The sequence below is a fragment of the Serratia sp. CY40230 genome (assembly GCF_052168835.1).
GTDB lineage: Bacteria > Pseudomonadota > Gammaproteobacteria > Enterobacterales > Enterobacteriaceae > Serratia > Serratia nematodiphila.
Map to the genome: position 1 here is coordinate 1296831 of NZ_JBJNLX010000001.1, position 13232 is coordinate 1310062.

A 13232-nucleotide genomic window follows, 5' to 3' on the forward strand; every position below is an offset into this window, starting at 1 on the left:
GGATGGTGTTGTGAACGCCGAGGGCGTTCTTGCTGTGTGCTGGCGTTATAACGTGACGGTGGCTTGCCAGTAGGCCACCCAACGATCCGGTTGCAGGCTGTCTGGGTGCGTCAGCGGTTTACCGACGGTGACCGCCTGATTGAACCAGCGGCCGCTTAACGTGGCACCCAACGCCACACCGGCGACGTTGCCGCCGTCTATCTGCCCGGCGCGCCCCTGCAGCCAGCCGGCGTCTAACGCGCCGGTCAAAGAGAGCGCCCCCAGTCCCGGTAAGGTCTGCCATTGCCAGTTGAGTTCATTGCGCCAGTAGGCGCCGCGATTGCCAGTCAGGTACTGCTCTTTAAAGCCGCGCACCGAGTATTGCCCGCCGATGGAAATGCGCTCGCCGGCATACAGGTTGTCTGCGCTGGTTTGCCCGTAAGCCGAGGTCAGGTAGTAGAGGGAGGGTGCGAGCGGATAGAAATAGCTGGTGCTGAGACCAAGCTTACGGAACTCGCTGCGCGGCGCCCCGTTGCGCTCAGGATCGTCGGCGGTGGCGCCCAGCATGCGCAGCCCGCGGCTTACCGTCGGGTTCAGCGTCATATAGCCGCCGCCCGCGACCGCACTGTAATTGAGGCCCAGGCTGACGATGCTGAGCGTTGGGCTGCTGACGCCCAACCGTTCCCCCGCCAGCTTATTTTCCGTGGTGCGCCGCGCCAGCCCGATATCGACGGCCAGCTTACGTTTGCCATCCCGCAGCAACGTGCGGTTGGCGCCCAAACGCTGGGTCTGGTTATTGCCCTGATAGCGGTAAGCGGCGCCGCTGAACGGCACCTGCTGGAAAAAATCGTTCCAGGCATACTGGTAGCTGAACAGCCAATAGCCATAGGGTAAGGTGACGCTGCCGTTCAGGCTGCGGCTGCGATGATGCGGGCTGAAATCGTTATTGCGCGCTGCGGAAAGCGACCATTGATCGGCGAGACGCAGCGGATTATCCAGCGTGAAGGCGGCGTTCATCTGCCCGGTGCCGGTGCTTTTCTGGCCGCTGTTATCCGCGCCGAAAGAAAAAGAAACCGGCGCGCGCGTGGCGCCACGCAGCAAAACCACGTTGGAAAAGCCGGGTTGCTCACCAGGTTGGATATCGATAGTCACCTGTTGCGACGGCAGGCGGTTGAGCTGCTCCATGCCCTGCTCGATATCGCGCAGATTCAATACGCCACCAACCAGACCGGGGAACGCCATCTTCAACGCCGGCATCTGCTCACCGTTTTGCGTGATGGACTCGATTCGCCCTTCGCTGGCGCTGACGGTCAACACGCCGCGGGAGATATCCTGCTCCTTTAGCCAGGCCTGTGAGGTGACATAGCCGCGCTGCAAATAAGCATTGGTGGTTTCGCGCACCAGGCGGTTAATGTGCTCCAGCGTCAGACAGCGCCCCTGATACGGGCGCGCCAGGCTTTCTTTCACCGACCAGGAAAGATGCTCGGCGCCCTCAAAAACAATCTGCCGCACCGGCTGGCAAACCGCTCCTGCGGCGGCCGGCACAGGCAGCGGTAACGCCGGTAATTCAACGTTATTCTGCAGCGCCTCGCGCTGTTGCCGAGCCTGTTCCAGCAACGTTTTCTGCTGTTGGGTAATGCTGTCGCGATCGGCAGGGCTGGTGATTTCCGCGCACCACGCCGAGCTGCAAAACGCCAAAAGCACAGGCCAAATCCTCGGCTTCCATGTACACATTTAAACACATCCATTTACGTTAACTTACACATCTTAGCGAAGTATATACATTTTATGCCACCAATCAATGATAATGAGAATTATTTTTGTTTGATCAAAATCACAATGCGGGAAAAATATACGGATATGCCACAACCACTGCGTCTTATTACCCAGAGTGCATTTAATTAATATTAAAATTAAAAAAACGAATAATAAAAACAAATAAATTCAATATAAAAATAACACGCTCAATATCGACAAAAACAAACAAGCAGTGTTTACAAAGTTAATTCACCCTTTTATCTTGGTAGTTCTATTCGCATAATTAATTCATAAAAAACATAGTTATTAGTTAACCAATAAAGAAAAACAACATCGGGAATAATCTCATGTTTAACCGTGATATAGAACTGTTTATTCGTGATTACGTTAATGATATTAAGGCTGGCAGCGCTGCGCTGTTTGCCGGCGCCGGGCTGTCCATCCCCGCCGGTTTCGTCAGCTGGAAAGAGCTTATCGGCGATATCGCTTATGAACTGGAGCTGGATATCGAAAAAGAGAGCGATCTTATTTCCCTGGCGCAATATCACCTCAATGAAAAAGGCAACAGACATAAGATAAATCAAAAAATCATTACAGAGTTCGCTGAACAGGCGGAAGAAACAGAAAACCACCGGATTATCGCCAGATTACCGATAGCGTCACTTTGGACCACTAACTACGACGACCTGATTGAAAAAACCTATGCCCGTTATAATCGCGTATGCGACGTTAAAACCACACCGGAAAGCCTGACCAATAACATTCACAAACGTGATGTTGTTTTATATAAAATGCATGGTGACTATAGAAATCCCAACCAGGCGATTATCACCCGCGAACAATACGAAACTTACTCCCGAACACACCTCCCCTTTATCAACATGCTGATGGCGGAACTGACCGCTAAAACGTTTCTGTTTATCGGTTTCAGCTTCGAAGATCCCAATCTGCAGTATGTGTTGAGCCGCCTCTATGCACAGTATGCCGAAGGGAAAAGAAATCACTACTGCATTATGCGGCGCGTTCAGCTCGGCGACAGCGGCAGTGAAGATCAGGCGTCCTGTGACTACAACAGCCGTAAACAAAGCTTGATGATCAACGATCTGCGCCGTTACGGCATTCAAACGCTGCTGGTGGATGACTATCGGCAAATCACCGACCTGCTGTATGCCATCGAAACGCAGTTCAAGAAAAGCACGGTGTTTATCTCCGGCAGCGCCGACAACTACCATCCTTATGCCCGTGAAGAGTCCATCCAGTTCATACATCGTCTGGCGCGCCTGCTTATCCGCAAACAGCACCGCATCGTCAACGGTTTCGGCTGGGGCGTAGGCACGGCGGTGATCAACGGCGCACTGGAAGCCATTTACGACAGCCAAGGGAAAATCAGCGAAAGCCAACTGGTGCTGCGTCCGTTCCCCCAATTCGCCAGCGGGGGCATAGCGTTGCCAGAGCTTTGGCGGGAATACCGCCAGAACATGATTTCGCTCAGCGGCATCGCAATCTTTTTGTTCGGCAACAAACGCAACGCCGAGGGCGAATACGTGCTGGCCGACGGTTTATTGCAAGAGTTCCAAATCGCCACGGAACAAGGTTGCGTCTGTATTCCTATCGGTTGTACCGGCAGCGCATCCGCCGAGATCTACCGGAAAATCAAGGAGGAAATGAAAGAAACCCTCTACCACCGCCACCCCACCGCCATGAATCTGCTGGATCAGCTTAACGAACCGGGCAGCCTGGCGGAAAAGAAAAAATGCCTGTTGGCACTTATCGATATCATTACTAAGGATAACCCCCGATGACCAGAAAATGTTTTTACAGTTTCCATTATGAGCCGGACAACTGGCGCGCTTCTCAGATACGTGAAATGGGCACGCTGGAAGGTAACCGGCCGGCCACGGATAATGATTGGGAGGAGGTGAAAAAAGGCGGCGATAAAGCCATTGCCGATTGGATCAAAAGCCAGTTGGACAATCGCAATTGCGCCGTGATTCTCGCCGGTAAAGATACCGCTAATCGCAAATGGATTAATTTCGAAATCTGCGAGGCCTGGAAAAAAGGCATGGGCGTACTGGTGGTGTATATCCACAATTTGAAAGACAGCGCCGGCGACCAAACCACGAAAGGTAAAAACCCGTTGGATCACATCAAGCTGGGTGAAACAAAACTCTCCGCTATCGCCAAAGCCTATGATCCGCCTTACCTGACCAGCACCAATGTCTATAACCACATCAAAGAAAATCTGGCTGAGTGGGTAGAAGAAGCGATCCGCATCCGCGCAAATTACTGATGCCCCTGATAGACGAAAGGCTGCATGTTGATGCAGCCTTTCGTTTGTTTATAGCCCAAACGCCTCACCCATACCGCCCGGTAATATAATCCTCGGTGCGGCGCTGGCGCGGCGAGGTAAAAATCGCGTCGGTATCGTTGTATTCCACCAGCCGCCCCTGATGAATAAAGGCGGTGTAGTCGGAGACGCGCGCCGCCTGCTGCATATTGTGCGTCACCAGCACCACGCTATAGCGCTGCTTGAGTGCGGAAATCAGCTCTTCGATGGTCAGCGTGGAGATCGGATCCAGCGCCGAGGTCGGCTCGTCGAGCAGCAACACCTCCGGCTCGATGGCGATGGCGCGCGCGATCACCAGGCGCTGCTGCTGGCCGCTGGACAAGCGGAACGCGTTTTCGCGCAGCCGATCTTTGACCTCATGCCACAGGGCGGCGGCGCGCAGCGAACGCTCCACCGCCTCATCCAGCAAACGCCGGTCGCGCACGCCCTGCAGCCGCAGGCCGTACACCACGTTTTCATAGATCGATTTCGGGAACGGGTTCGGCCGCTGGAACACCATGCCCACCCGCCGCCGCAGCGCCGCCACGTCGATCTGCGCGCCGGAGATCGCCGCGCCGTTCAGCTGCAGTTCGCCCTCGATGCGGCAGTTGTCCACCAGATCGTTCATGCGGTTGAAACAGCGCAGCAACGTCGATTTGCCGCAGCCCGAGGGGCCGATCAAAGCCGTCACCCGGTGCTTCGGGATACGCAGCGAAATATCGTGCAGCACCTGTTTGTCGCCATAAAACAGGTTCAGGCCGTTGACCGCCAGCGCGGTCTGTTCATCGTCAAGATGCTGGACATCCAGCCGGGGCAAACTGCCTGGCGTCATCAAACCCATTACGCACTCCCCAAAAATAGCGTCATTGTTACTGCGACCATGCTCGGTACCGCTCCCTCAGCGAATGGCGGATGCCCATCGCCGCCAGATTCAAACTCACCACGATCGTCACCAGCAGGAAGGCGGTGGCGAACACCAGCGGCCGCGCCGCCTCTACGCTCGGGCTCTGGAATGCCATATCGTAGATCTGGAAGCTCAAATGCATGAACTTCCGCTCCAGGTGCAGATACGGGAAAATCTCGTCCACCGGCAGCACCGGCACCGATTTCACGACCCCCACCAACATCAGCGGCGCGGTCTCCCCGGCGGCGCGCGCCACCGCCAGGATCAGGCCGGTCATCATCGCCGGCGCCGCCATTGGCAGCACGATGCGCCACAGCGTCTCGGCCCGGCTGGCGCCCAGCGCCATCGAGCCCTGCCGCAGCGAGGCGGGAATGCGCGACAGCCCTTCCTCGGTGGCGACGATCACTACCGGCAGCGTCAGCAGCGCCAGCGTCAGCGCCGCCCACAGCACGCCGGGCGTACCGAAGGTCGGGTTGGGCAAGGACTCAGGATAGAACAGCTGATCGAGCGTGCCGCCAATCATGTAAACAAAGAAGCCGAGGCCAAAAACACCGTAGACGATCGAAGGCACGCCGGCCAGGTTGACCACCGCGATGCGGATCACTCGCGTCAGCAGATTGTTGCCAGCATATTCGTGCAGATACACCGCCGCGATCACGCCAAACGGCATCACCACGATCGACATCAGGATCACCATCAACACCGTGCCGAAAATGGCCGGGAACACCCCGCCTTCGGTATTCGCCTCGCGCGGGCTGTCGGTGAGGAACTTCTTCACCTGCTCGCCCCAGTGTGCCAGCTTCTCGGTGGTGTTCATGGCGTTCGGGTACCAGGCATCGCGCACCTGGCTGAGCGGAATGGTCAACGTCTGCCCGTGCATGTCGCGCAGTAGCAACGCATCGCGCTGGCGATCGCGGTTCAGCCCCGCCAGACGTTCGGACAACAGCTGATACTGCCGCTGCAGCTCCAGCCGCTCGGCCTTGATGGCGTCCTGTGCGCGAGCGTCCAGCTTATCGTCGCGCTGCAGGCGTTTTTCCCGCAGTCGCAGCGCGTCAAACTGCTGATTGATGCGCGCCATGTCGCGGAATTGAATGTCGTGCGCCTGGCGCGAGAGCGCGGCTATTTGCGGCAGGCGCTGCTGCAACGCCTGCCCCAGATGGCGGCCGGTCAGCGGTTGCCCGTCTTCCAGCAGCCCCGCCAGATAGCCGTAGGCGGTGCCGTGGCTGTCGCGTTCCAGCACCAACAGGCTGCGCGGCGTGCTTTGGCTGCGGATATCACTGGCCAGCAAGGTGCGGAAATCCTGCCCCTCGCGCTCGCGGTTGCCGACCTTAATCAGAAAGCGTTCGACGCTCTGCGCCTCGCCCGGCGGCGTTATGCCCGCGTCAGTCAGCTGGCGGTGAGGAATGCTTTGCTGCTGATACAACTCGCCAATCACCGTCACCGGTCCGGCGCCGTTCTGATTCAGTTCGAACTGATAAACCGGGCTCGGCCAGAAATAGCGCATCCCCTGCCCGGCCAGCAGCAACAGAATGCCGATCAGCGCCAGCAGGCTGACGGCCACCGAACCGGCGGTCAGCCATATCCACGGCGACCCGCTCTTCACCCAGTTCTTCATGGCGCCTCCTGATTCGGCGTGTAGCGCTTGCGCAGCCGCAGGCGCACCGCCTCCGCCAGCGTGTTGAACACGAAGGTGAAGACAAACAGCACCAGCGCGGTCAGGAACAGCACGCGGTAATGGCTGCTGCCGGAGACCGCCTCCGGCATTTCAATGGCGATGTTGGCCGCCAGCGCGCGCAGCCCCTGGAACAGGCTGCCGTCGATAATCGGCGTGTTGCCGGTGGCCATCAGCACGATCATGGTTTCCCCCACCGCGCGGCCAAAGCCGATCATCAGCGCGGAGAAAATGCCGGCGCTGGCGGATGGCAGCACCACCTTGATCACCGTCTGCCACTGGGTAGCGCCCAGCGCCAAAGAACCCTGGCTCAGGGTCGCCGGCACGCTGAACAGTGCGTCCTCCGCCAGCGAGAAGATGATCGGCACCAGCGCGAAGCCCATCGCCACACCTACCACCAGCGCATTGCGCTGGTCATAATTATCCCCCAGCCAGAAATGCAGCGGCTCACCGAACAGCGCCACCTCCAGCCGCGGCCCCAGGTTGAGCGCCAGCCACACCGTCAACGCCAGCAGCGGCAGCAGCAACAGCAGATCGACGCCCGGCCGGCAGCGCGGCATAAAGCGATGGGTCAACGCGCCGCACAGCAGCACCGCCGCCGCCAGCAGCAGCGGCAACGCCAGCACAGCCAACAGATACTGCTCGATGATCGGCGCCAGCCAAATGCCGGCCACCAGCCCGATCACCACCGTCGGCAGCGCGCCCATCACTTCGATAGCCGGTTTGATCACCCGCCGCAGCCCCGGCGTCATAAAGTAAGCGGTATAGATGGCGCCGGCCAAGGCCAGCGGGATGGCGAACAGCATCGCGTAAGCCGCCGCCTTAAAGGTGCCGAAGATCACCGGCATCAGGCTGAATTTGGGTTGGTAACTGTCTTCGCCGGAGGTGGACTGCCAGACATAGGCCGGCTGCGGGTAGTTCTCATACCACACCTTGCCCCACAACGAACGCCAGGTAACGTCCGGATACGGGTTGTCGAGCGCATAGCGCTGCCAGCCCTGCGCGCTCTCCAGCAGCAGGCCATCGCCGCGCGGCGCGAACGCCATCTGCCGCACCTCGGCGCCCAAACGGGTATTCAGCAGCGGCTGCGGTTGAATGGCGGAGAACAGCGAGAAGCCGCCATCGGGCCGCAGGGTGGCGAACACCCGGCGGTAAGGCTCAGCCACCGTCAGCTCCTGCCCGTCGGCGCCGTGGTCGAAATGCTGCACCGGCGTCAGACGCCAGCGCCGATCTTTTTCCACCTCGAACCACTCGCGCAGATTGCCGTCGGCGCCCTTGATCAGCAGCGCGCTGCCGCCGGGCAGCGCCGTCATCTGATACGGGGCGTGTTCGCCAAGGGTACGCGTTTCACGCAGCTGCAGCTGTGCGCCGTCGATCTGATAACGCGCCAGCCGGTTGCCGGTCAGCAGATAAAGCTGGCGGCCATCCGGCGTCAGCACCAGCTGCTCCCCGTCGTGCTCCAGCGGCCGCTCGCTGAACTGCGGCGGCCGGTCGGGGCTGAAGCGGCCGAACACCAGCCGCCGATCGTCGGTCACTCCGGCCAGCAGATACTGCCCGCGATGCGCATCCGCCAGCGACAGCAGCTTCAGCGGCTTGCGCTGTGGATCCAGCGCCAATGGCTGCTGCCCGAGCGGGAACTGCCACTGCGGCCGGCCGTTTTCCGCCGTGGCGAAATCCGCGCGCGCCACCACCAACCGGCCGTCGGCCTGCGCCAGCGCAAACAGATCGCGCTCGCCGGCGGCCTGCGCGAGCAGCGTCGGTTTGGCCAACAGCATCTGCTGCGCCAGCGGCGTCTGGGCCTGGCCGCTCGGCGCTGGCGTCAGACGATAAAATTGCCCCGCGCCCTGCGCGTCGATGCGATAACCGACGCGCTGCTGCACGTCCATGCCCAGCGCCAGCGCCGGGGCCGATACCGTGAACGGCAGCGGCTGCGCCTGGCCGAGCGAGGCGGGTTTGAACAACGGCAGCACCGCAAACAGCAGATAAACGAAGATCAGCATCAACGTCATCAGCACCATCAGCCCGCTGGCGGTCACTGCCGCCTGCACGCCGCGGTCGATGCGCCCGCGCATGCGATCTCGGGGATGTTGATTGGCCGTCGTCTGTGTCATGTGTCTCGCTGTCGCTGATGTAATCGGGCTTGCGCCGTAAGATAACCGGGCATCTTATGTCAGTTTTATGACGTTTGCATGACAAAGTTACCCGCCATAACTCAGGTTTTTTACACTGCCATCAGACAATATGAATTTGATATATTGCTGAAAAATGACCATAAACACGCTTTATAACGCCAAGAATAAGCCTGCTAACCGTCATTTCATGCTGATCGTTTCACTGCCGGGCATCCCGCCGCGGGGAAAATTTATTGCCGCCGAAAAACGCCGCGCGCCAACGCAATGGATATGTTGGACTTTCCTGTCAATCTCTCGCAATAATGATGAAGGACACTAGAGCGGCATCCGGGCGCTGCGTCCCGGATCCTATTCTAAATTTGAACTGGAGTGGCAATGGGTCAGGAAAAGCTCTACATCGAAAAAGAACTAAGCTGGTTATCCTTTAATGAGCGCGTGTTGCAGGAAGCCGCAGATAAGAGCAATCCCCTGATTGAACGTATGCGTTTTCTGGGCATTTACTCCAACAACCTCGACGAGTTCTATAAAGTCCGCTTCGCCGATCTCAAACGGCGCATCCTGATCAGCGAAGAGCAAGGTTCCGCCGGTTCCTCACGCCATCTGCTGAAAAAGATCCAGGCCAAGGTGCTGAAAACCGATCAGGAGTTCGACGGTCTGTACAACGATCTGCTGCTGGAAATGGCGCGCAACCAGATCTTCCTGATCAACGAACGCCAGGTGTCCGAGAACCAGCAAATCTGGCTGCGGCAATATTTCAAACAGCACCTGCGCCAGCACATCACGCCGATCCTGATCAACCACGACACCAACCTGGTGCAGTTCCTGAAAGACGATTACACCTATCTGGCGGTGGAGATCATCCGCGGCGCGCGCATCGACTATGCGCTGCTGGAAATCCCGTCCGACAAGGTGCCGCGCTTCGTCAATCTGCCGCCGGAAGCGCCGCGCCGCCGTAAGCCGATGATCCTGCTCGACAACATCCTGCGTTACTGCCTGGACGATATCTTCAAGGGCTTCTTCGACTACGACGCGCTCAACGCCTATTCGATGAAGATGACCCGTGACGCCGAATACGATCTGGTCACCGAAATGGAATCCAGCCTGCTGGAACTGATGTCCTCCAGCCTGAAACAGCGCCTCACCGCCGAGCCGGTGCGCTTCGTTTATCAGCGCGACATGCCGAACGAGATGGTGGAGCTGCTGCGCGGCAAGCTGGGCATCTCCAACTACGATTCGGTGATCGCCGGCGGCCGCTATCACAACTTTAAAGACTTCATCAGCTTCCCGAACGTCGGCAAGGCCAATCTGGTCAACAAGCCGCTGCCGCGCCTGCGCCACATCTGGTTCGACGGTTTCCGCAACGGCTTCGACGCCATTCGCGAAAAAGACGTGCTGCTCTACTACCCGTACCACACCTTTGAACACGTGCTGGAGCTGCTGCGCCAGGCGTCGTTCGATCCGAGCGTGTTGGCGATCAAAATCAACATCTACCGGGTGGCGAAAGACTCGCGCATCATCGAATCGATGATCCACGCCGCGCACAATGGCAAAAAAGTCACGGTGGTGGTCGAGCTGCAGGCGCGCTTTGACGAAGAGGCCAACATCCACTGGGCGAAGCGCCTGACCGAGGCCGGCGTGCACGTGATCTTCTCGGCGCCGGGGCTGAAAATCCATGCCAAACTGTTCCTGATTTCACGCCGTGAAGGCGATGAAATTGTGCGCTATGCTCATATCGGTACCGGCAACTTTAACGAAAAAACCGCGCGCATCTACACCGACTATTCGCTGTTGACCGCCGACTCGCGCATCACCAACGAGGTACGCCGGGTATTCAACTTTATCGAGAACCCCTACCGCCCGGTCACCTTCGATAACCTGATGGTGTCGCCGCAGAACTCGCGCCTGAAGTTGTATGAGCTGATCGACAACGAAATCGCCAACGCCCAGGCCGGGGAACAGGCCGGCATTATGTTGAAAATAAATAATCTGGTGGATAAAGGGCTGGTAGATCGGTTATATACCGCGTCCGGCGCCGGCGTGAAGATCCGTCTGCTGGTGCGGGGCATGTGTTCCCTGATTCCCAACCTGCCGGGGATCAGCGACAATATTCAGGTGATCAGCATCGTCGATCGCTTTTTGGAACACGATCGGGTTTACGTTTTCGACAACAAAGGTGACAAACGGGTGTATCTGTCCTCCGCCGACTGGATGACCCGCAACATAGATTACCGTATCGAAGTGGCGGTATCGCTGCTGGATCCGGCGCTGAAACAGCGCGTTCTGGACATTCTGGAGATCCTGTTCAGCGATACGGTCAAGGCCCGTTATGTGGATAAAGAACTGAGCAACCAGTACGTGCCGCGCGGCAACCGCCGCAAAGTGCGCGCCCAGGTGGCTATTTACGAGTATTTAAAAGCTCTGGAACAACCAGGACAGTAGGCCAGCAACTATGCCGCTAAAAAACACTGCAACGAACAAACCGCAGGAAATCGCCGCCATCGACCTCGGGTCGAACAGTTTCCACATGGTGATCGCCCGCGTCGTCAACGGCGCCTTACAGGTATTGGGCCGTTTAAAACAGCGGGTGCACCTCGCCGACGGATTGGACAGCAACAACGTACTCAGTGAAGAGGCGATAGAACGCGGCCTGGCCTGCCTGGCGCTGTTTGCCGAACGGCTGCAGGGCTTCCCGGCGGATAACGTCACCATCGTCGGGACCCATACCCTGCGCCAGGCGGTGAACGCTGAAGTGTTCCTCAAGCGCGCCGCCAAAGTGATCCCCTACCCGATCGAAATCATCGCCGGCCAGGAAGAAGCGCGCCTGATCTTCATGGGCGTGGAGCACACTCAACCGGAGAAAGGCCGCAAGCTGGTGATCGACATCGGCGGCGGCTCCACCGAGCTGGTGATCGGCGAAGACTTCGAGCCGCTGCTGGCGGAAAGCCGCCGCATGGGCTGCGTCAGCTTCGCCCAGCTGTTCTTCCCCGGCGGCGAGATCAGCAAAAACAACTTCCGCCGCGCGCGGCTGGCGGCGGCGCAGAAGCTGGAAACGCTGGCCTGGCAGTACCGCATTCAGGGCTGGCAGTATGCGCTGGGCGCCTCGGGCACCATCAAGGCCGCCCACGAAGTGCTGGTGGCGATGGGCGAAAAAGACGGTCTGATCACCCTCGAACGCCTGGAAATGCTCGCCGAACAGGTGCTGCAGTTCAAAAGCTTCGGCTCACTGAGCCTGCCGGGGCTGTCGGAAGATCGCCAATCGGTGTTCGTGCCGGGGCTGGCTATCCTGTGCGGCGTGTTCGACGCGCTGGCGATCCGCGATCTGCGCCTGTCCGACGGCGCGCTGCGCGAAGGTGTGCTGTATGAAATGGAAGGCCGTTTCCGCCACCAGGACATCCGCAGCCGCACCGCCAAAAGCCTGGCCGATCACTACAACATCGACCGCGAACAGGCCAAGCGGGTGCTGGAAACCACCGAACTGCTCTATTCGCAGTGGATGGCGCAAAACACCAAGCTGGTGCATCCGCAATTGGAAGCCCTGCTGAAATGGGCCGCCATGCTGCACGAAGTGGGGCTGAGCATCAACCACAGCGGCATGCATCGCCATTCGGCCTACATTCTGCAAAACTCCAACCTGCCTGGCTTCAACCAGGAACAGCAACTGCTGTTGGCGGCGCTGGTGCGTTTCCACCGCAAGGCGATCAAGCTGGAAGAGCTGCCGCGCCTCAACCTGTTCAAAAAGAAACACTACCTGCCGCTGATCCAGCTGCTGCGTCTGAGCACCCTGCTCAACAACCAGCGCCAGTCGACCACCACGCCGGAAACGCTGCGCCTGACCACCGACGACAACCACTGGACGCTGCGCTTCCCGGCCGGCTACCTGGCGCAAAACAACCTGGTGCAGCTGGACTTCGAGCGCGAGCAGGCCTACTGGAACGACGTCGTCGGCTGGAAGCTGCTGATCGACGAAGAAGGCTCGCAAGACGAACAGCGCTCCGCCTGATCCCCCGCCCCCTGCCAGCCAGGGGGTTTTCTTTCCGCCCCGCCCCGTCAACCTAAACGAAACCCTAATACGCCGCGCCGCGCGCCGGAAAAAAATGGACAACTTTTGTCATCAGCGCCTAAAATCCGGTTACAAATTCTCGAGCGAATAACACAGGACACCGGCATACCGGGTGATATATGCGCAAGAAAACCACCGGACAGATGACGAAGATAGTGTTGTTTATCAGCTTTATCATTTTAGTCGGCCGACTGCTGTACGCCGCCGTGGTGGCGGTGCCTCATCATCAGGAAAAAAAGCAGGCCGCTGCGCAAAACGCCGCCGAAGTCAGCGCGCCGCAACAGGACGCCTCCTCTGAATAACCGCCGCGCCCCGTCCGTTTCATAAAAATGACTCCGGCACTCGCTATGCTCTATCTTTTAATGAGCCTGCGTCAGGAACGTCGAGCGCCCGTTAAGGAA

9 protein-coding genes are annotated in these 13232 nt (G+C 58.6%); 5 read left to right on the top strand and 4 right to left on the bottom strand.

The window, feature by feature from the left end; all coding sequences use genetic code 11:
- Positions 1–45: 45 nt before the first annotated feature.
- Positions 46–1713 carry a ShlB/FhaC/HecB family hemolysin secretion/activation protein gene (locus tag ACJ8IJ_RS06160; RefSeq protein ID WP_442518354.1) on the bottom strand — a complete coding sequence of 556 codons (1668 nt, stop codon included), beginning with the start codon at positions 1711–1713 and terminating at the stop codon, positions 46–48.
- Positions 1714–2084: 371 nt separating this feature from the next.
- On the opposite strand from ACJ8IJ_RS06160, the gene ACJ8IJ_RS06165 reads away from it, so the two are divergent.
- Positions 2085–3539 (top strand): SIR2 family protein, encoded by a 1455-nt coding sequence (locus tag ACJ8IJ_RS06165; RefSeq protein WP_442518355.1) that lies wholly within the window; start codon positions 2085–2087, stop codon positions 3537–3539.
- Complete coding sequence (locus ACJ8IJ_RS06170; protein WP_442518356.1) at positions 3536–4027, top strand: TIR domain-containing protein; 492 nt, start codon at positions 3536–3538, stop codon at positions 4025–4027. The genes ACJ8IJ_RS06165 and ACJ8IJ_RS06170 overlap by 4 nt, the downstream gene beginning before the upstream one ends.
- Positions 4028–4091: 64 nt before the next feature.
- On the opposite strand, the gene pstB is transcribed toward ACJ8IJ_RS06170, so the two are convergent.
- The 3 genes from pstB to ACJ8IJ_RS06185 are packed head-to-tail and all read right to left on the bottom strand — an operon-like array spanning position 4092 to position 8750.
- Entirely contained in the window at positions 4092–4904 is an 813-nt protein-coding gene (pstB, locus tag ACJ8IJ_RS06175; protein ID WP_004941613.1) for a phosphate ABC transporter ATP-binding protein PstB, read from the bottom strand.
- Between the two features lie 28 nt (positions 4905–4932).
- Positions 4933–6582 (bottom strand): phosphate ABC transporter permease PstA, encoded by a 1650-nt coding sequence (pstA, locus tag ACJ8IJ_RS06180; RefSeq protein ID WP_442518357.1) that lies wholly within the window; start codon positions 6580–6582, stop codon positions 4933–4935.
- Positions 6579–8750: an ABC transporter permease subunit gene (locus ACJ8IJ_RS06185; protein WP_442518358.1), complete on the bottom strand. Its 2172-nt coding sequence runs from the start codon at positions 8748–8750 to the stop codon at positions 6579–6581. Before ACJ8IJ_RS06185 ends, pstA begins: the two co-directional genes overlap by 4 nt.
- A gap of 396 nt (positions 8751–9146) precedes the next feature.
- On the opposite strand from ACJ8IJ_RS06185, the gene ppk1 reads away from it, so the two are divergent.
- The 3 genes from ppk1 (at position 9147) to ACJ8IJ_RS06200 (ending at position 13133) form a co-directional block, all read left to right on the top strand.
- On the top strand, positions 9147–11210 hold the full coding sequence (ppk1, locus tag ACJ8IJ_RS06190; protein WP_004941606.1) for a polyphosphate kinase 1: 2064 nt from the start codon (positions 9147–9149) through the stop codon (positions 11208–11210).
- Positions 11211–11220: 10 nt separating this feature from the next.
- Entirely contained in the window at positions 11221–12771 is a 1551-nt protein-coding gene (gene ppx / locus ACJ8IJ_RS06195) for an exopolyphosphatase (protein WP_004941603.1), read from the top strand.
- A 179-nt stretch (positions 12772–12950) separates the two neighbouring features.
- A complete protein-coding gene (locus ACJ8IJ_RS06200) occupies positions 12951–13133 on the top strand; it encodes a YfgG family protein (RefSeq protein WP_004941600.1) in 183 nt (60 codons plus the stop codon).
- The last annotated feature ends 99 nt before the right edge of the window (positions 13134–13232 follow it).